The organism is Acetobacter okinawensis JCM 25146 (assembly GCF_000613865.1).
GTDB lineage: Bacteria > Pseudomonadota > Alphaproteobacteria > Acetobacterales > Acetobacteraceae > Acetobacter > Acetobacter okinawensis.
On the sequence record NZ_BAJU01000043.1, the window covers coordinates 1 to 19,838 of the forward strand.

Genomic DNA, 19,838 nt, shown 5'->3' on the forward strand with positions numbered 1-19,838 from the left:
CAGTGGCGCGGTGAGGGTGCGGCAGGTGCTCCGCACCGGTGTGTGCCGGGTGGGCAACAGTGTGCCCTGCTGGCGGGGCCGGGTGTGCGGGCATGTCCATGCCCTCACTCATATCCATGCCCGGCATGTCGTCCATGCCTTCCATACCGGGGGCGGCATGGGCGGGGTGAGGAAGGGTGAGTGCGGCCAGCAGGCCCAGCATAACGGCCGTGTGGGGGAGGGGGATCGTGCTCATGACACCACCACAGTGCGGAACATGCCAAGGTCCATATGGTAGAGCAGGTGGCAGTGATAGGCCCAGAGTCCGGGGGTGTCGGCCGAGACAAGGTAGCTCAGCTTGCTGCCGGGCTGCACAATCAGGGTATGTTTGACCGGGTTGTAAGCACCCTGTCCGTTTTCCAGTTCGCTCCACAGCCCATGTAGATGGATGGGGTGTTCCATCATGGTGTCATTGATAAGGGTAAAGCGGACCCGCTCGCCCAGCCGCAGGGGAATTGGCTCGGCTTCGGAGAATTTTTGCCGTCAAAACCCCATATGTAGCGCTCCATGTTGCCGGTCAGGTGGAGCGTGATTTCGCGCGAGGGGGGGCGGGTGTCTGCCACCGGGTGTCTAGCGCGCAGGTCGGCGTAGGTCAGTACCCGGCGGCCGTTGTTGCGCAACCCGTCGCCCGGGTCCGCCAGACGGTCCGTGGGCATACGGGCGATGTTCTGGTTCTCAACATTCAGCGGCGGGGTATGGGCGGGGGTGGCTCCACCATGTTCATGCCCTTCATGTCCATCCCTTTCATGCTCATGGACTCGGGCATGCCCATGTCCAGCATGGTGCGTACAGGGCGCGGGTCCATGGGGGGGATGGCGGCCTGCATGCCCGGCTGGGGGGCCAGTGTGCCGCGCGCAAAGCCCGTGCGGTCCTCCGTCTGGGCAAAAATGGTGTAAGCTTTGTTGTCCTTTGGCTGCACAATGCAGTCATAGGTTTCGGCCACGCCAATGCGGAACTCATCCACCCGCACGGGGTCAATGTCATTTCCATCAGCCTGCACCACGTCCATTTGCAGGCCGGGAATGCGGATGTCGTAAAAGGTCATGGAGGAAGCGTTGATAAAGCGCAGCCGGACACGCTCGTTGGGGCGGAACAGCCCGGTCCAGTTGGTGTCGGGCGTGCAGCCGTTCATCAGATAGGTGTAGATAATGCCGGTCACGTCCGAAATGTCTGTGGCAGACATGTTCATTCCCGCCCATTGCAGGCGGTTTTTATGGCAGCACCCAGCCCCTGCTTTTTGGCATCATGCACAAGAGAGACGGCGGTACGCTGGCGAAAATTATAGTAGTCGTCCTGAAACTTCAGATTGCTGACAATATCCTCCGGAGCCACATCCGACCAGTCGGAGAGGAGGATGACGTAATCACGCTCCCACGTCTGCTCGGCCGTTGTGCGTGGGTCGATGATAATGGCCCCGTACAGCCCGCGTGCCTCCTGCATGTTGGAGTGGCTGTGGTACCAGTAGGTGCCGCTTTGTTTGACGGGAAAGTGGTAGGTAAAGCTCCGCCCCGGTGCAATGCCACCAAAGCTCAGGCCGGGTACGCCATCCATATCCGCTGGGCAGCGTATGCCATGCCAGTGGATGGATGTGTCCTCGGTCAGATGGTTATGGACATTCAGGGTTACGGCATCCCCTTCGCGCCAGCGCAGGGTGGGGCCGGGCATGCTGCCATTCATGGCGGGAATGGTCTGGGTCTTGCCCGCAATGGTGCAGGCAAGGGGGCTGATGGTCAGGTCAAAAACTGATTGGGGGCCGGTCGGCACTGTGGGTGTAAAAACCGTGTCAGCCTGCGCGCGGGAGGCATGGGTAAGGCTGCTCAGGGCGGCAAGCGCACTGGCGCCAGTTATGAACTGGCGGCGCGCAAGGTCTCGCCCGCTACGGGGGGGGAGTATGGGCATGGTATGGTCCAGTCTGCACACCCTGCATGGGCAGGGCATAGGTCGCTCAGGTGGAGCTGTATGGCTCCGGCTGGTTTGTCAGGCCGTGTGCAGTTTGGGGGGGCGCAGCAGGGGAGCAGCCCTGCGGTCAGGTAGCGCTGTTGTGTTGACAGCAACAGGGCGTGCGCGGCTGTGCCACAAAAAACCAATAGGCAGCATGCCCACCGATGTATCCACAACCGATAGGGCGTTCCCCGTCATGCAGCATGCCGCGTGGTGGTGCATCAGGTGGTGTGTGGCTGCTGTGGGGGATGGGCAGGCCACGGCTGCCGGGTCATGGTGGTGGCTGTGCGTTGCTGCGACCATGGCGTGTGTTGCAGGCATGTGCATGCTTGCGTGGGCTGAGGGCTGTGCTGCCAGTGCAGGATTATGCCGCGCCAGAACGCCCGTGGTGATGGCCAGCATAAGCAGGCAACCCACAATCATTTGACAGAGGCGAGAAAAGCAGCGCATTTTTCGTATATACCCCCCGGGGCATATATGGCAAGAAGAATGGGCACAGCCAGTACCCGTTTATCCCCCCCTGTGCGGGAGCCTGTTTTGCCCGGTGTGTTTGAACACAGGCATGGAGCACCAGAAGCATGAGCCAGATTGTCAGTTTTCCGGTCATGGGCATGACCTGCGCCAGTTGCGCCACCCGGCTGGAAAAAGTGCTCAATCGCCAGCAGGGTGTTCAGGCATCGGTCAATTTTGCCACCTCCCGTGCGCAGGTTACGCTGGAGGAGGGGGCAGGGCAGATACCCGCTGTGCTGGAGGCCATACGCAAGGCGGGCTTTGTGCCGCAGAGCACCGAGGCTGATCTGAGCCTGAGCGGGCTGACCTGCGCATCCTGTGTCAGCCGGGTAGAAAAAGTGCTGAACGCCCTGCCATCTGTGCAGGCCACGGTCAATCTGGCGAGTGAGCGCGCACATGCCAGTTTTGTACCCGGTATTGTGGATGTCCCGACCCTGATCGCCGCTGTGGAAAAAGCGGGTTATGGCGCAAGCCTGTACAGCCAGCAGGACTCCGCGGAGCAGGACAGGCGCCACGGCGAGCAATGGCGTGCGGAGCGGAACAATTTTGTGCTCGCGGCCCTGTTGAGCCTGCCATTTGGTGTGCAGATGGCGGGTATGATGATTGGCCAGCATAGTCTTATGCTGCCGCTGTGGGGGCAAGCCCTGCTGGCAGGTATTGTGCAGCTCTGGTGTGGCAGGGCCATGTACGGTGCCGCGGCGCATGCGCTGCGGAGTGGGGCCGCCAATATGGATGTGCTGGTGGTGCTGGGTACGGGTATTGCCTTCGTGTTCAGCGCTGTGGTGGTGGTTCTGGGCCTTGACCAGCCTGTGTATTTTGAGAGTAGCGCGCTGGTCATAACCCTTGTTCTGCTCGGGCGGATGCTCGAATCCCGCGCCAAGGCCCGTGCCAGCGCAGGCATGCAGGGGCTGTTGCACCTGCAACCACGCACAGCCCATGTGGAGCGCAATGGCCAGTGGGTGGAGCAGCCTGTTGAGCAGCTTGTCCCCGGAGATGTGTTTATGGTGCGCCCGGGCGAGAGTGTTGCCGTGGACGGGGAGGTGCTGCAAGGCCAGTCCGATTTAAACGAGGCGATGCTGACGGGCGAGAGCGCGCCTGTTGCCAAAACAGTGGGCGCGCGGGTGTTTGCGGGTACGCTTAACCAGACCGGAGCTTTGCAGGTGCGTGCAACCCGTGTGGGTGCGCAAACTGTGCTGGCAGGTATTGTGCATATGGTGGAGCAGGCGCAGGGCAGCAAGGCCAGCGTGCAGCGGCTGGCTGACCGGGTGTCGGCGGTGTTTGTGCCTGCCGTGCTGGTGCTGGCTGTGCTGACGCTGGGCGTGGGCTGGGCCGTTACGGGGAATTTTGGGAGCAGTCTGGTTAATGCCGTGTCTGTTCTGGTCATTGCCTGCCCCTGCTCACTTGGGCTGGCCACGCCAACGGCCATTATGGTGGGTACAGGGCTTGGAGCGCAGGCTGGTATTCTGTTCCGCAATGCCAACGCGCTGGAACAGGCACGGCGGATGGATATTCTGGTCACGGACAAGACCGGCACACTCACACTGGGCCAGCCCAGTGTTGTGCAGGCACAGTTTGCCTCGGGCGTGGCGGAGGCAGAGGTTCTGGGGCTTGCGCGGGCGCTGGAGCAGAACTCCGAGCACCTCTGGCCCGGGCCGTTGTGGCTTATGCCACGCTTAAGGGGAGTGCCCCTGCGGATATTACGGCATTCCGGGCCATACCGGGGCAGGGGGTTGCGGCCAGCATGGGCGGGCAGGATGTGCGGCTTGGCTCTCTGGCCTTTATGGAGGAAAGCGGCTGCCCGGTTGACCAGAGCCTGACAGACGCATGGCAGGCGCAGGGGCAGAGCATTATTGCCGTGGCGCGGGGGAAGAAGTCCTTGCTTATTTTGGTCTGGCCGATCAGGTCCGCCCGGAGGCGCATACTGCCATAGCGGCTTTGCGTGCGGGGGGGCTGCGTGTGGTTATGCTCACTGGCGATAACGAGCGCGCCGCACAGGCGGTGGCCCGTCAGGTGGGTATTGATGAGGTCGTGGCGGGTGTTCTGCCACAGGGCAAAGCTGCAGAGATTACCCGCCTGCGTGATGGCGGGCAACATTGCGTAGGCATGGTGGGGGACGGCATAAACGACGCCCCCGCCCTTGCTCTGGCCGATGTCAGCTTTGCTATTGGAGCGGGGGCGGATATCGCACTGGAAACAGCAGATGTGGTGCTTGTGCGCAGCCAGCTTATGGCGCTGGTGGATACGCTCTCCCTCTCCCGCGCAACGGTTTCAAAAATCTGGCAGAACCTGTTTTTTGCGTTTGTCTATAACGTGCTGGGCCTGCCGCTGGCGGCCTTTGGCCTGCTCAACCGGTGCTGGCAGGGGCTGCCATGGCCATGAGCTCGGTTTCGGTCGTCAGCAATTCCCTGCTGTTAAATCTGTGGAAGCCACACCGGTCAACAGACCAGACCTGAGCTGGCGCCTGTCAGCCGGGCATTGTGGGGGTGGTGCTGCCCAGTGGCAGGCTGCTGGCGTGGGGTCTCCATTCGCCGGTATTTTCATCCCGCCCCTGAAGGTAGAATTTGCGGGGACTGCCTACTTTGGGTGGGGCTGCGGCCTCCTTTAAAAAACCGGCCATCTCCTCAGGCTGGGTGCGGTTGATAAGGCAGCACAGCGCAGTATCGGGAAAAGCTTTGAGCAGGTCAGCCGAACTGGCCTCACCCGCAAAGATCATCAGAGGGGGCTGTTTGCGCCGTTCCTGAAAATGGGTGCGGATTAACGCGGTTTTTCCAGCCCCGGAGGGGAAGGGGTAATGGGGCGCTTCCGTGGCCTCCATAACGCCTTTGTGCATGGCCAGACGTGCGCCAAACACATGCTCGTGGCGCAGGTTGTAGCCATACTCGGCTGAGGTGGCAAAAAGGGCGACCACATCTTCCAGTGCGGAGGAACAGATAATCGGGTCTATGCCATGTTCTTGCAGGATCTGGAGCAGATTGCCAACTTCAGGCGTTAAGCGCAGCATCTGGGTAATGTTGGCCTGCACTGGTCCGGCCTTGCCTGCGCGCGCGCTCGGGCAGACCCAGCGCTGCGTGGTAATGCCCGCTCCCAGCCCCCACTCGTTGGCAGCGCGGCTCAGGGCGATCACATCGGTCTGGGTCTGCTCGGCCAGAAGCCGGATGATCCATTGTTGGGCCGCATCAGGGCCATGCAGTGCGCTGACCGCCTGATGGCAGAATGCCATTCTGGCCCGGAACGCCAGCAATGCCGGGTCGTCCTGTAGCTCCTCGCGGGGGATGGGGTGCGGAATATGCCCGTAGCCTGCTGCCAGTGCACGGTAATCCTCCACAAGATCCGCCACTAGATTGTTAAAGCTGACAGGTTGGCCCGCCATGTTGGTAAAAGGGGGAGGCAGCGGTGCGCTGGAGGTGTGGACATGAATAAGGGCGCGGAACTTCTGCGCGGGCATAAGAAAGCAGAAATGCTCCAGCATGTATAAAAAAAGCATCTGCTGTACATCGCCCACAACGGCCATGTTGCTCCAGTCCATCACCACATAAGGCCGGCTGGTGGGGTTATAATGCTCGGAGTAATGGCCGTGTGCATTGGCAAGAGCCTGAATGGCCTCCCGTATAGGGGGGTGCCACTTCAGCTCCTCCAGTTCAGGCATGGGAGGGTCCATCAGGTCTGGCGGCGGGGCTGCGTGCCCTATGGCTGGGCTTGCCAGCAGCGTGGCCAGCCCCAGACTGAATGTACGACGGTGCAGAGCAGGGGACATGCAGGATCCAGACAGGCATAACTGTTACCCAAACTGTCCATGGGCGGCACCGTTGGGTCAAGTTATGTTTTTGTAGGTCTGGATGTGCCTGATACCTGCCCTTGTATGGAACCCCGGTTATTGCCCGGGGTTAAGGCGTGCCAGTACCTGCGCGCGACCAATAAGGGGGAGCAGGTCACGTAGCTCAGGGCCGTTTTCCTCGCCAGTCAGGGCAAGGCGGAGGGGGTGGAACAGAGCCTTGCCACTACGGCCGGTTTTTTCCTTTACGGCGGTGGTCCATGCCTTCCACGTGGTCTGGTCCCATGGCTCGGGGGGGAGCAGGGTTGCTGCGTCCTTGAGGAACGTCTCCTCATCTTCCTGCACGGGGGGGACAATATGGCTTTGCGTGACCTGCAACCACAATTTGGCCTCGCTCAGCAGGTCGATATTGCTGCGAATGGCCAGCCAGAAGGCCTCGGTCGCACCCTGCGGCAGCCTGTTCACTACTGCCGAAAACGGGAGCTGGGCCAGATGGCGGTGGTTCATGGCCAGAAGCTGGCGTGTGTCAAACCGGGCGGCCGAGCGCGAGATATGGGAGAGGTCATAGCTCTGGGCCAGCGCATCAAACGGCATGAGTGCCGGGTCATCCGAGCTGCCAAGCCGCGCAAGGTAGGAGATCAGGGCCTCGGCCTCCACGCCATCCTGGCGCAGGGTGCGCAGGGAGCAGGCGTCAAAGCGTTTGGAGAGCTTACCCCCGTTTTCGTCCAGCAGCAGGGGCAGGTGGGCAAAGCGGAAGTGGTCGGGGCGCGCGCCCAGAGCTTCGGCAATGTCGATCTGCACACCCGTATTGGTTACGTGGTCTTCCCCACGAATAATATGGCTGATCCCTGTTTCGAGGTCATCCACGACGGAAGCGAGGGTGTAGAGCACCGTGCCATCGGTACGCACCAGCACCGGGTCGGAGACGGAGGGCAGCTTGACCTGACAGTCCCCCATAACCATGTCACGCCAGCGCACAATGCGGCCCGAGAGTTTGAAGCGCCAGTAAGGCACCTTGCCATTGGCTTCGGCCTGCGCGCGCTGCTGTTCGGTCATGCGGAGCATGGCGCGGTCATAGACCGGGGCGCGGCGCTGGCGGATCTGGGTTTCGCGCTTGGCGGCCAGTTCCTGCTCGCTTTCAAAGCAGGGGTACAGGTGACCGGAGGCCTTGAGCTTTTCAATGGCGGCGGCGTAGCGGTCCAGCCGTTCAGTCTGGCGGAAGGTCTCGTCCCACGCAATGCCCATCCACTCCAGGTCCTGCTGGATGGCGGTTACCAGTTCCTCGCGCGAGCGACCGGTATCCGTATCATCAATACGCAGTTGGAATTTGCCCCCGTTGCGGCGGGCAAACAGGGCATTGGCAAGGGCAAGACGGGCATTGCCAACGTGGAGAAGGCCGGTAGGGCTGGGCGCAAAGCGGAGTTTCATAACAGAGGCTTATGCCGTGAATGGGCTGGAAAGACCAGCAGGAAGGAAAGATAAAACAGGGCAGGGGGGCATGGCGCGAGCGGTTTGGCCTGCCCCAAAGCCTGAGCGGGCTAGTGCAGGTTGTGCAGGCCGGGGTCGAACGGTTCGTCCGTGCCGTATTCCCCCTCATCCTCGCCTTCACTGTCGTCATCTTCAAGGAGTATTTCCTCCCCGTCCACCAGACGACGTGGGTCGAGCGCGCGCCAGTCACGCTCCATGGGGGTTGCGGGGGTTGCGGTAAAGTCATCCAGCTCGTTGGCAGAGCGCCAGCCATCGGCCTGAGCGTCCAGTCCTGTATCGAGTACAACCGCGTCCTCGCCAAAGCTCATCCATGTGTCCAGCACATCCTTGGCAGAGGCACCGGGTGCCCGGCAGCGTTCCACGCTGTCGCGCACATAGGCGCGTGCAAATGCGTTGGCGTGGGCAAGGTCATGAAAAACACCAACGTCTTCCACAATGTTGTCTTCCGCACCGCCGGACAGGTCCAGAATACGGACTTTCCAGCCTTGCTCCTGTGGGGGGGCTGCTTCGCTCATGGATTTTCCTTGCTGTCTTGTCTGTTGCGGGCGGAAGCGAAAAGGAATTCGCGCCCGATTTTGACCCGCTCAACACCGTTGTACGAAATAATGTCGGCGGTGGCGTAAGTCTCGTTCCATATTTCAGGAATAAAGGAGCCAGTGCCAACAACATCAATAGGGGCGTGGGCATCGGCCATGCAGGCGCATTTGGTCACACCAAAGCCGGAGGAGGCAATAATGCGCACCCGGTCAAACCCCGCTTCGTCCAGTGCCTCGCGCATTTTCCAGATAGAGGCGGCAGACACGCCAGTGCCGATCAGGTAGCGCAGTTCCCGGTCAGAGCGGTAGCGGCGCAGGGCATCGGGGGCGTGGCGGTTGACGACTGCATAGGATTCCTGCGGGTTCAGCCCTTCCATGAACCGCCCGCCATGGGTGTCCAGCCTGACGGCTATGCGGCCTGCCTGAGCCAGCTCCGCAAAGCGGTGGCATACCGCCAGTGCATCCGTTATTTCCTGCCCAAAATAGTCAACCAGCACCACAAGGTCGGATTCGGGGAAGGTCTCGTGGAACATTTCCGCCGCCCGTACGGTGGAACCGGCGTAGCCAATCAGGGCATGGGGCATGGTGCCCGCCCCGTGTGTTGCACCAAAAAAGGCGGAAACGGCATCGTTTGCCGTGCCAACAAAGCCGACAGCTCCATCTTTCTGGGCGGCCCGCCCACCAATGGAGGCGGCGTAGGCCATGAGTTCCTGCATCTCGTACCCGGCACAGTGCCGGGCATCCATGGCCAGAAATCGGGTTTGCGGCAGGGAGAGCGCCATCTGGTAGGCCCGGAGTGCCGCAACGCAGGAACTGCCCAGCTTCTGGAGCAAAAGTGTTTCTAGGTCAGCCAGATGCAGGAATGACCCGCTCACATAAACCAGTGGCTCGCCTGCTCCTACCCATTCTCCCTCGGGGTGGAGCAGGTCCACGGTATAGTCGCTCCCGCGCTCTGCCATGACGTTCTTCAGCCATTCCAGCATAATACCGGGGGCGGAAATAACCGGACAGCGCAGGAAAAAAGTATAAGTGACCTGACAATCCCCGAAGTGGCTGACGATCTGGCGGGTCCGGTTGAAGTAGGAATCCGTGCGGGCGCGGATTTCGGCATCCGTCAGGGCGGTGGTGGCCTGTGCCGCGGCAATGCCGGGGGCCGGTACGCCAAATGGGAATTGCGTCATTGCTGAAATGCTCTTTTCTGCCAAATACACTGCACAGATGATGGGTGTGATGGAGGGTGGCGTAAAGACCATCCCCCGCTTCTGTGATCAGGCAAAGAGCGGCACGGCCTTAGTGACGGCCGGTCAGCTCCTCCGCGATCAGGAACGCCAGTTCCAAAGACTGTTCGGCGTTCAGGCGCGGGTCGCAGAAGGTTTCGTAACGATCACCAAGGTCTGCTTCGGTCAGGCGCTGCGCGCCGCCTACACATTCCGTTACGTTCTGGCCGGTCATTTCCAGGTGAACACCACCAGCAGGCACGCCTTCAGCCGCGCAGACGGCAAAAAAGCCTTTGACTTCCTGCATGACCGCATCGAACGAGCGGGTCTTGACCTTGCTGCCCGTGGAAATGGTGTTGCCGTGCATCGGATCGCTGATCCATGTGACAGGCTGCCCCGTTTCCTTGACTGCACGCATGAGCGGCGGCAGGAACTGCTCGATCTTTTGCGCCCCCATGCGGGAGATCAGGGTAATGCGCCCTGCCTCATTCTGGGGGTTGAGGATGCTCGTCAGGCGCTTGATGTCTTCCACACTGGTGGTGGGGCCGACCTTGATGCCAATGGGGTTGCGTACCCCACGCAGGAATTCCACATGCGCGCCATCGGGCTGGCGGGTGCGATCCCCGATCCAGACAAAATGGGCCGAGCAGTCATACCATTCGCCCGAGGTGGAATCCACGCGGGTCAGGGCCTGTTCGTACGGCAGCAGCAGGGCTTCGTGCGAGGTATAGAACTCGGTCTCGTCCACCTGTGCGGAGGAGGCAGCGTCAATCCCGCAGGCCTGCATGAAGGCGAGGGTCTCGCCAATGCGTTCGGCCATGGTGCGGTAACGGTTGGCCAGCGGGGAGCGCTCCACAAAGCCAAGGTTCCAGCGGTGTACCTCATGCAGGTTGGCGTACCCCCCGCGGGAGAAGGCGCGCAGGAGGTTCTGAATCCCGGCGGACTGGAAGTAGCCTGTCTCCATCCGTGCGGGGTCGGGAATGCGGGCTTCTGGTGTGAATTCCGGACCGTTGATGATGTCCCCCCGGTAGGAGGGCAGGCTCACGCCATCTACCGTTTCCATATCGGAGGAGCGCGGCTTGGCAAACTGCCCGGCCATGCGGCCAAGCTTGATAACCGGCACTTTGGCCCCAAAGGTCAGGACGACCGCCATTTGTAGCAGCACACGGAAGGTGTCGCGCACGATGTCGGCCTTGAACTCGCCAAAGCTTTCAGCACATGGGCCGCCCTGAAGCACAAAGGCCTTGCCTTGAGCGGCCTGTGCCAGATGGTTGCGCAGGCGGCGCACTTCCCCTGCAAAAACCAGCGGGGGGTAGGTGCCTAGCCGGTCTTCCACCACACCAAGGGCAGATGCATCAGGATACGTGGGAATCTGCTTGAACGGAAACGAACGCCAGCTATCCGGCATCCAGGTCTCAGACGTCGGGTTGGGCTGGGTGAGCGTGGCACTCATAACACGTTCCTGTTCAGTTGGGCTGATTACACACAGATGGTAAGCAGAATGATAAACACAATCTCTCTGGGCATGGAATTTGCCAAAGGCGGGAGCTTTATGTCTAAAATACAGGGATTACGCAAATGGCGTTTGCGGTTTCTGGCCATGTTCTGGCCAATGGTGTGGCATCCTCTCCACGCTTGGGCAGAGAATTTGGTTTTTTGTACTTTTGGTGTGATAAGGGTTGCCAGTATGGAGCTTGCAGGGCCGTTGGCTCGTGACCCATGTGGTATGTTTTTCTTTTTTTTCTTGCGGGGTAACGCGCAATGGCGCAGCTGCGTAGACCGTTTGTAAACGTGATGTCCGGCCTTCTGATGGGCGCAAGCCTGATGGGGGCAGCAAGTGTTGCCCATGCGGACCCCCTGATGACCCCGAATGACGATGTCTCCTTTTCCGAAGGCAGCGGGGCAATGGATACGGGGTCTGGCGCGGCCAAATCAACCGAGTCAAAAACCGTGCACGGGCACCGTAGCCTGCCACCGGGTTATCAGGATGCTCCGTCCATGGAGTTCCAGCACGGGGATGACCCGGACCATCTGGCCAAGGTACACCGGGATTCGGTAACCGGTACCGACCTGTCGCGCTATGGTTCGGCCTACCAGAGCTCCGGTCCGTTTGGCACCGGTCAGGTGGGTGACTCCACAGGTAACGGCTGGGTGACGCCCCGCTAGGCCTCGGGCGTTTCGTCCTCAATAAGGCGTATATCGGCCTGACCACTCGTCAGGTCGGTCAGCTTTGCGCTGATGTCATGTTGCAGGGCTTGGGGGAGCACAAGCTGGAACCACGCTCCGTTTGCATCAAATGCAGGAGCGGCGGCTTCCACCCCCCATTCCGGCAGGCGGGCCTGAATAAGCCCCAGTAATGAGAACGGGCAGTGGAACCCAAGCCGGACACGCTCGATCAATTCTTCCTTTTGGGCTTCGCGCAGGCATTCGGCAGCCGTTCCGGCATAGGCGCGGACCAGACCGCCCGCTCCAAGCTTGATCCCCCCAAACCAGCGCGAAACCACAATGGCGACGCGGTCCAGCTTCTGGGCCACAACCACCTGTAAAATGGGACGCCCCGCCGTGCCAGACGGCTCTCCCGCATCATGGCAGCGGCAATGGGGGCCAAACTGCCATGCCCAGCAGTGGTGTGTTGCGTCTGGTTCGGCGGCGGCAATGCCGGCAATAAACGCCTCGGCCTCTTCTATGTTGGCTATGGGCGTTGCGCGCGCAAGAAAGCGGCTTTTTTTGATATCGCGTTCGAGTGAAAAAGGGCCGACCAGCGTTTCTGTCATGCGGCTGTCTTACTCTTTTTGGGCCGTGGCGGGCAAGCAGGACGGCGGATACGCCTTTGTATAGGGCGGCCCATGCCAAAACTTGGGGCTGACAGCATTTTGTAACAGGAGTAACGCGGTAGCAGGTGCTAACCTGTGCTACGGTTGCCCTTAACCGGCAAATTTTGCCACCAGAGGCCTGAATAAAAGAGGAAGAGCCGACATGATGCCGGTATTTCGCAAAAAATGGACAATCATGTTCGGTCTGTGCGCTGTTGCATTGTCCCTTGCAGCCGGTGTGCCAGCGCGCGCTGATGGCGACCCGCTGAATGGCGGGGATGACGATGATTCGGATGCACACCGCGCGTCCAGTATGCATAATCTGGCGGGTAAACTACCTTTGCCGCGGGCTCATAAGGATTTTAGCAAATACCGCTTTACCCCGCCGGGGGACCGCGTTGTGGAACAACCGGATACGAACCGCCTGCTGTTCTGGACCAAGGATGGCCAGCCCGATGGTTATGCCCAGCGGCGCGGCAGCAGTGTGATTTACTATAACGCGCAGGGTCAGGCGGTACGGGTACAAAGACTGACAGCGCAGGAAATGGCTGATTGAGCAAGATACGGCTTAAAACCATACACGCCTGCATGCTCTGCCTGGCTGGATAAAACGCCTTTGCTCCTGTGTGCGCTGTTGCTCAAGCACAGGAGCAAAGGCCAAGTATTATGCCGATGTGGCGATCAACTCCAGTATGGAGGCTGATGATTCCTCAATAGAGCGGCGCGTCACATCAATGACAGGCCAGTTGTGGCGGCGGCACAGACGCCTTGCCCAGTGCAGTTCTTCCTGCACTTTTTCCAGATCAATATAGGCATAATCGGTTATGGCTTCCGGGCGGGACTTGCCCGGTATCATCTGGTTCAACCGGTTGCGGCGTATTTCAATCAGGCGTTCGGGGTCTATGGTCAGGCCAATAACCGGTTTGGTGGTGCTGAACAGCGCTTCTGGCGGTTCTATGCCCATGACCAATGGTACGTTGGCGGCCTTGATCCCCCGGTTAGCCAGATAAAAGCACGTAGGGGTTTTGGAAACGCGGGAAACGCCAACCAGAATCACATCAGCCTTGTTCAGGCCGCGTGTTTCCTGCCCATCATCATGCGCTAGCACGTAGTGCATGGCCTCAATGCGCTGGTAGTAGTTTTCATCCATGATGTACTGGCCGCCAGGGTGGCGTGTTGCCTCCTCCCCGGTTTCTTCAGCCAGAAAGTTCAGGGCGTTGTCCAGCACATCCAGCAGCCTGATCTGGAGGCTCGCGCAGCCTGCCTCCATGTCTGCCTGCAAAATGGGGTCAGTCAGGGTGGACATAACCGGGCCGCGATTATTGGCAATATGCCGCAAAACCCGCCTGAGCTGGATCTGGGTGCGGATCAGGTTCCAGTGCCGGAGCCTGACTTCCGTGTTGGGGAACTGCGCTATGCAGGCCCGTGCTACGGAATCGAGCGTCTGCCCCGTCGCCTCGGATACGAGGTGGAGAGTAAGGATTTTTTGCATGATATTCAGATTGAAAAATGGCCGCCTCAGGGGGAGGCGGCCACTTTTTCCTTAGGCTTTAACAGCCTTGTTATTGCGTGCAGCAAGGGCTGCCTGTGCGGCGGCCAGTCGGGCAACCGGCACACGGAAGGGCGAGCAGGATACGTAATCCAGACCAACTTCCTCAAAAAAGGCGATGGAGAGCGGGTCGCCGCCGTGCTCACCACAGATGCCCAGCTTGAGGTCAGGCTTGGAGGCGCGGCCTTTTTCCACACCCATGCGCACCAGCGCGCCCACGCCTTCGCGGTCGATGGAAACAAAGGGGTCCTGCGGCAGCAGGCCTTTGTCCACATACTCAGGCAGGAAGGAGCCTGCATCATCACGCGACAGGCCAAGGGCTGTCTGCGTCAGATCGTTGGTGCCGAAGGAGAAGAAGTCGGCACTCTGTGCAATCTGGTCGGCAGTCAGGGCTGCGCGGGGCAGCTCGATCATGGTGCCGATCTTGTAGGAGAGCTGTGTGCCGCGTTCGGCCAGCACGTCGGCAATGACCGCTTCGCAGGATTTGCGCACCAGATCCAGTTCAGCTTTGGTGCCGATCAGCGGGATCATGATTTCCGGCTCTACGGCCTTGCCCGTTTCCTTGGCAATGTCCAGTGCCGCCTCGGTAATGGCGCGCACCTGCATGGCGTAGATTTCCGGGTAGGTAATGCCCAGACGGCAGCCACGGTGGCCCAGCATGGGGTTGGATTCGGAAAGGGCAGAGCGGCGTGCACGCAGGCTTTCCACATCCTTGCCCAGAGCCTTGGCAACATCTGCCAGTTCGGCCTCGCCATGCGGCAGGAACTCATGCAGCGGCGGGTCCAGCAGGCGGATGGTTACAGGCAGGCCAGCCATAATACGGAACAGCTCCGTAAAGTCCCCACGCTGGAAGGGCAGCAGGGCCTCAATGGCGCGGGCGCGTGTTGCCACGTCGTCTGCCATAATCATCTGGCGCACATGGCCAATACGGTCTGGGCCGAAGAACATGTGTTCAGTCCGGCACAGGCCAATCCCTTCCGCCCCAAAGCGGCGGGCAGTCTGGGCGTCTTCCGGTGTTTCCGCATTGGCGCGAACACCAAGGCGGCGTACGCCATCGGCCCAGCCCATAAGGGTTGCAAAGTCACCCGACAGAGTGGGCGGAATGGTGGGAACGCGGCCATTGTAAACAGCCCCCGTACCACCATCCAGCGTGATCCAGTCCCCGGCCTTGAGCGTGTGGCCATCTACGGTCATGGTCTGGGCCTTGTAGTCCACGGCAATGCTGCCAGCACCAGCCACGCACACGCGGCCCATGCCACGGGCAACAACTGCTGCGTGGGAGGTCATGCCACCACGGGTGGTCAGCACGCCACGGGCAGCGTGCATGCCGTGCACGTCCTCGGGGGAGGTTTCGATACGGACCAGAATAACGTCCTCGCCTTTGGCGGCACGGTCTTCCACATCTTCAGCAGAGAAGGCGATGATGCCGGTGGCAGCGCCGGGGGAGGCAGGCAGGCCACGGGTCAGCAACTGGCGTTCAGCCTTGGGGTCCAGCACGGGGTGGAGCAACTGGTCGAGCGACGCGGGGGGGACGCGGGTCACCGCTTCTTCCTGCGTGATCAGGCCTTCCTTGGCCATGTCAATGGCCACGCGCAGGGCTGCTGCTGCCGTGCGTTTGCCCGAGCGGGTCTGGAGCAGGTAGAGCGTATTGGCCTGAACCGTAAATTCGATGTCCTGCATGTCGCGGTAATGGCGTTCAAGCAGGTCACGGACCCGGAGCAGTTCGTTATAGGCGTTGGGGAGCGCTTTTTCCATCGAGGTCTGGCCCTCGACCGAGCGACATTCCGCCATGGGCTGCGGGGTACGTATCCCGGCCACAACGTCCTCACCCTGCGCGTTAATCAGGTATTCGCCGTAGAAGATGTTCTCGCCCGTGGAGGGGTCGCGCGTAAAGCATACGCCTGTTGCACAGTCATCACCCATGTTGCCGAACACCATGGACTGAACGTTTACAGCCGTACCCCAGCTTGCTGGAATATCATGCAGTTTGCGGTAGGTGTTGGCGCGCGGGTTCATCCATGAGCCAAACACGGCCCCAATGGCGCCCCAGAGCTGGTCCTTCGGGCTTTCGGGGAAGGGGGTCCCCGTCTCGGACAGGACGATCTGCTTGTAGCTTTTTACAACGTCCTGCCATTCTTCGGCGGTCAGGGCGGTGTCGTCCAGCTTGTTGGCGGCGCGTTTGGCCTGCTCCAGCAGGTCTTCAAACTCGTGGTGCGGTACGCCCAGCACAACGGAGCCGTACATCTGAATGAAGCGGCGGTAGCTGTCCCATGCAAAGCGGGCATCGCCCGAGGAGCGGACAAGGCCTTCAACCGTCGTGTCGTTCAGACCGAGGTTGAGCACTGTGTCCATCATACCGGGCATGGAAACGCGCGCACCAGAGCGGACAGAAACCAGAAGCGGGTTTTCGGCATCGCCAAAGCGCAGGCCCATGGCCTTTTCTACCAGACCCATGGCGGCTTCAAGCTGGGCTTCCAGCTCGGCCGGATACTTCCGTCCGTTATCGTAAAAGGCGGTGCAGACTTCAGTGGTAATGGTAAATCCAGGGGGCACGGGCAGGCCGATATTTGCCATTTCTGCCAAATTGGCACCCTTGCCGCCGAGGAGATTGCGCATCCCGGCGTTGCCTTCGCTTTGGCCAGCACCGAAACTGTAGATCCACTTGGTCATTTTGCCGTTCACTTCATTCTTTTGTGCCAGATGAGCTGAAGTTCCGACCGAGGGGATGGGAACAGGGGATACCGGAACAGCAGCCGGACTGGGCACGGAATTTTTATTTTTGGTTTGGACGACGAACTCCACCCCTTCGTTGCCCGCCAGCATGGCGCAGATTTGGCCGCCGGGCAATCTCTCTTTTACACGCCAGAGCTAAAAAACAGCGCCGGAGGTGGTTCTATTCGTTTGCTGTGCAAAAGGCGTTCCATTCTTCCTCGTCCATGGTCTGGAGATTAAGCTCCGCAGCCTTTTTGGCCTTGGACCCGGCTTTTTCCCCCAGCACCACCAGATCGGTCTTTTTGGAAACGGAGTCGGAGACCTTGCCCCCCATGCGCTCGGCCTTGGCCTTGGCTTCCGGTCGGGTCATGGTGAGCAGCGTGCCGGTAAAAACAATGGTCTTGCCCGCCAGTGGACCATCGCTGGCTCCACTTTCCTCGGTAATGTCCAGTACGGCTTCCAGCTCGGCCAGAATGCTCCGGTTGTGGGGTTCGGCTACAAACGCCACAACATCGCTGGCTATGGCGTTGCCAATGCCGGTAATGGAGCCCAGCTCCAGCCGGGCGTCAGAGCCGATGATGGTGGCCGCCTCCATCTGCCGTAGCCAGTTGGCAAAACTGCCGTAATGGCGGGCCAGCAGGCGGGCGTTGCTCTCCCCGATCCGGCGGATACCCAGAGCGTAAATAAAGCGGGACAGGGCAATGGTGCGCCGCCCCTCAATGGCCTGAAGCAGATTACGCACGGACTGCTCGCCCCAGCCATCGCGCTGTTCCAGTGCGGGCAGGTGGTCCTTGAGCCGGAAAATATCGCTTGGGGTGCGGATTAACCCGGCGTCATAAAATTCGCGGATACTGCGCTCACCCAGCCCTTCAATGTCAAAGGCAAGGCGGGAGACAAAATGGATCAGCCGCTCTACCGCCTGTGCGGGGCATGTCAGCCCGCCCGTGCAGCGCCGTACGGCCTCACCTTCGGGGCGGATAGCAAGTGCGCCACAGGCCGGGCAATGATCGGGGAAGTGGAAAAGAGGGCCACGCTCCCCCCCCTGTGAGTCTGCGGGGGCCACGCCAAGGACCTGCGGAATAACATCCCCCGCACGCTGGACAAACACCGCGTCCCCCACACGCACGTCCTTGCGGGTGATCTCGTCCTCATTATGCAAGGTTGCCCGGGTCACCAGCACCCCGCCTACATTGACAGGTTCCAGATGGGCAACGGGGGTTAGTGCGCCAGTGCGTCCCACCTGAATTTCTATGGCGTTCAGGCGCGTTATGGCCTGCTCGGCGGGGAACTTCCACGCTATGGCCCAGCGTGGGGCGCGGCCGGCAAAGCCCAGACGGTTCTGTAGGGTCAGGTCGTCTATTTTGTAGACAACGCCGTCAATATCATAGGCAAGGCTGGCGCGTTCCTGATTGACCTGCTCAAAAAACGCTTCTGCCTCAGCCGCGCCGTCAATCTGGCGCGAGAGCGGGTTGACTACAAACCCCCAGGCCCGCAATTGCTCCAGATAGTCCCAGTGGCTACGGGTTGCTTTGTCGGAGCAGAACCCTTGAGCATAGGCAAAAAGGGAGAGCGGGCGTTGCGCGGTAATGCTTGAATCCAGCTGCCGCAGAGAGCCAGCCGCTGCGTTACGCGGGTTGGCGAACAGGCGTTTGCCAGCGGCTTCCTGCGCTGCGTTGAGCGCTAGAAAGTCGGCTTTGGAGAGAAAGACTTCCCCCCGAATTTCAATCAGGTCGGGGTATGGGGCGGGCAACGTGTGGGGGAGGTCGCGCAGTGTACGCAGGTTGGCGGTAACGTCCTCGCCCTCGGTGCCATCACCACGCGTGGTGCCGCGTGTAAAGACACCGTGTTCGTAAGTCAGGCTGATGGAAAGACCATCAATTTTCGGCTCGCCCACAAAGCGCAGGGGCGCTGCCCCCGCCTGCTCCAGACCCAAAAAGCGGGTGGCGCGGGTGATAAAGCTCTCAAACTCCTCGCGGTCGAACACATTGTCGAGCGAGAGCATGGGCACAAGGTGGATATGTTTGCCAAAGGCGGGGTCCGCAGTGGCGCCCACCGTGTTGGCTGCACTGTTCTGTGGCTCTGCATCGGGGTAAAGGGCCACCAGAGTGTTGTAGCGCCTGCGCAGGGCATCATAGTCCGCATCGCTGATTTCTGGCGCGTCGTGGTGGTGGTAGGCGGTGTTGTGGTAGGCGATTTTTTCAGCCAGATCAGCCAGTTCTGCGCGGGCCTGCTCAAGGTCCATGTCTGTAATCGGGGAGGGGGGCTGCGTCATTTCTCTGGTTCCAGCAGGCTGGCGGCCGCAGCGCGTGCGGCATCGGTAATTGTGTCCCCTGCCAGCATGCGTGCGATCTCTTCCTTGCGTTCGGTTTGGGCCAGCAAGGTGGCGTGGGTGGCTGTTTGCCCGTTGCGGGTCTGTTTGCCAATACGCAGGTGTGCATCTGCACTGGCAGCCACCTGTGGGCTGTGGGTTACGGCCAGTACCTGCACGTTCAGAGCCAGACGGTGCAGGCGCTCGCCAATAGCTGCGGCAGTTGCGCCGCCAACCCCTGCATCAATTTCGTCAAAAATGAGCGTGCCAATGCCGGACTGACCAGCCAGCACCAGCTTGAGCGCAAGCATAAGCCGCGAGAGTTCGCCACCAGAGGCCACTTTGGCAATGGGGCCGGGGGGCTGGCCGGGGTTGGCGGCAATAAGGAAGGTAACCTGCTCCATGCCGTGGCGGCTCCACTGCTCGGCGGGCAGGGTTTGTAACTCGGCCAGAAAGCGCGCTTTTTCCAGCTTTATGGGCTTGAGTTCTGCGGTGACAGCCTGCTCCATTTTTTGGCGGCATGGGTGCGTGCGGCGGTCAGCTCCCGTGCCGTGGCCTCGTAAGCAAGGCGTGCTTCCTGTGTTGCTGCACGCAGGCTTTCCAGCTCAGTCGCACCATTTTCCAGCGCATGCAGGCGTGCGCTTAATTGTGCAAGCAGGGCGGCCAGTTCATCCACCAGCACATTGTGCTTGCGCGCGACGGTGCGCAGGGTGAACAACCGCTCCTCGGTTTCCTCCAGTTCACGCGGATTGGCCTCTGTATCGGCCATAAGGCGGGAGAGAAGGCTCTCGGCCTCGGCCAGAGCGTTCTCTGCGTTCTCCAGCGCACTCAGGGCTTCTGTGGTGCGTGCGGCTAATACGTCGCTCTCGGGCGCGGTATTGTCGGCCGGCGTGGAGGGGACCAGTCGCAAAAGAGCGCGGCTGGCAGCACGCAGGGCTGCCGCAGGGCCGGTA

Annotated in this window: 13 protein-coding genes and 3 pseudogenes; 3 read left to right on the plus strand and 13 right to left on the minus strand. The window is 60.7% G+C overall.

Going from position 1 to position 19,838, the window contains the following annotated elements:
• From JCM25146_RS22555 to JCM25146_RS13050, 3 genes and pseudogenes are all read right to left on the minus strand, one after another.
• A partial coding sequence (locus JCM25146_RS22555; RefSeq protein WP_199897755.1) for a hypothetical protein occupies positions 1 to 235 on the minus strand: 235 nt, incomplete at its 3' end.
• Positions 232 to 1,943, minus strand: a pseudogene (locus tag JCM25146_RS19405) (copper resistance system multicopper oxidase). The pseudogene JCM25146_RS19405 and the gene JCM25146_RS22555, both read right to left, overlap by 4 nt.
• Before the next feature lie 73 nt (positions 1,944 to 2,016).
• On the minus strand, positions 2,017 to 2,382 hold the full coding sequence (locus JCM25146_RS13050; RefSeq protein ID WP_148299098.1) for a hypothetical protein: 366 nt from the start codon (positions 2,380 to 2,382) through the stop codon (positions 2,017 to 2,019).
• Positions 2,383 to 2,558: 176 nt separating this feature from the next.
• Between JCM25146_RS13050 and JCM25146_RS19410 the strand changes: the two are divergent.
• Positions 2,559 to 4,943: pseudogene (locus tag JCM25146_RS19410) on the plus strand (heavy metal translocating P-type ATPase).
• Between the two features lie 11 nt (positions 4,944 to 4,954).
• On the opposite strand, the gene JCM25146_RS13060 reads toward JCM25146_RS19410, so the two are convergent.
• The 5 genes from JCM25146_RS13060 to JCM25146_RS13080 form a co-directional block, all read right to left on the minus strand.
• Positions 4,955 to 6,244, minus strand: a complete 1,290-nt coding sequence (locus JCM25146_RS13060; RefSeq protein ID WP_025828541.1) for a haloacid dehalogenase-like hydrolase — start codon at positions 6,242 to 6,244, stop codon at positions 4,955 to 4,957.
• 117 nt (positions 6,245 to 6,361) lie between these two features.
• Positions 6,362 to 7,690 carry a glutamate--tRNA ligase gene (gene gltX, locus JCM25146_RS13065; RefSeq protein ID WP_025828542.1) on the minus strand — a complete coding sequence of 443 codons (1,329 nt, stop codon included), beginning with the start codon at positions 7,688 to 7,690 and terminating at the stop codon, positions 6,362 to 6,364.
• Positions 7,691 to 7,800: 110 nt separating this feature from the next.
• Positions 7,801 to 8,265, minus strand: a complete 465-nt coding sequence (locus JCM25146_RS19420) for a hypothetical protein (protein ID WP_025828544.1) — start codon at positions 8,263 to 8,265, stop codon at positions 7,801 to 7,803.
• A complete protein-coding gene (locus JCM25146_RS13075; RefSeq protein WP_035372663.1) occupies positions 8,262 to 9,467 on the minus strand; it encodes a nicotinate phosphoribosyltransferase in 1,206 nt (401 codons plus the stop codon). The genes JCM25146_RS19420 and JCM25146_RS13075 overlap by 4 nt, the downstream gene beginning before the upstream one ends.
• A 109-nt stretch (positions 9,468 to 9,576) precedes the next feature.
• Complete coding sequence (locus JCM25146_RS13080; protein ID WP_025828549.1) at positions 9,577 to 10,956, minus strand: class II 3-deoxy-7-phosphoheptulonate synthase; 1,380 nt, start codon at positions 10,954 to 10,956, stop codon at positions 9,577 to 9,579.
• Positions 10,957 to 11,264: 308 nt separating this feature from the next.
• Between JCM25146_RS13080 and JCM25146_RS13085 the strand changes: the two genes are divergently transcribed.
• Entirely contained in the window at positions 11,265 to 11,669 is a 405-nt protein-coding gene (locus JCM25146_RS13085; protein ID WP_025828551.1) for a hypothetical protein, read from the plus strand.
• On the opposite strand, the gene JCM25146_RS13090 is transcribed toward JCM25146_RS13085, so the two are convergent.
• Positions 11,666 to 12,277, minus strand: a complete 612-nt coding sequence (locus JCM25146_RS13090) for an IMPACT family protein (RefSeq protein ID WP_025828552.1) — start codon at positions 12,275 to 12,277, stop codon at positions 11,666 to 11,668. The two genes, JCM25146_RS13085 and JCM25146_RS13090, sit on opposite strands and share 4 nt — an antisense overlap.
• A 202-nt stretch (positions 12,278 to 12,479) precedes the next feature.
• Here JCM25146_RS13090 and JCM25146_RS13095 point away from each other — a divergent pair, with 202 nt between their 5' ends.
• Positions 12,480 to 12,872, plus strand: a complete 393-nt coding sequence (locus JCM25146_RS13095; protein ID WP_025828555.1) for a hypothetical protein — start codon at positions 12,480 to 12,482, stop codon at positions 12,870 to 12,872.
• 108 nt (positions 12,873 to 12,980) lie between these two features.
• Here the strand turns inward: JCM25146_RS13095 and JCM25146_RS13100 are convergent, their stop codons facing one another.
• The 4 genes and pseudogenes from JCM25146_RS13100 to JCM25146_RS19425 form a co-directional block, all read right to left on the minus strand.
• Positions 12,981 to 13,808, minus strand: coding sequence for a pyruvate, water dikinase regulatory protein (locus JCM25146_RS13100; protein WP_025828556.1), 828 nt, complete (start codon positions 13,806 to 13,808; stop codon positions 12,981 to 12,983).
• A 51-nt stretch (positions 13,809 to 13,859) separates the two neighbouring features.
• The gene (ppdK, locus tag JCM25146_RS13105) at positions 13,860 to 16,535 is read right to left on the minus strand and encodes a pyruvate, phosphate dikinase (protein WP_025828558.1); all 2,676 of its coding nucleotides are present in this window, start codon (positions 16,533 to 16,535) and stop codon (positions 13,860 to 13,862) included.
• A 223-nt stretch (positions 16,536 to 16,758) separates the two neighbouring features.
• Positions 16,759 to 18,819 (minus strand): NAD-dependent DNA ligase LigA, encoded by a 2,061-nt coding sequence (ligA, locus tag JCM25146_RS13110; protein WP_025828560.1) that lies wholly within the window; start codon positions 18,817 to 18,819, stop codon positions 16,759 to 16,761.
• 26 nt (positions 18,820 to 18,845) lie between these two features.
• Positions 18,846 to 19,838: pseudogene (locus JCM25146_RS19425) on the minus strand (DNA repair protein RecN); the annotation flags it as partial.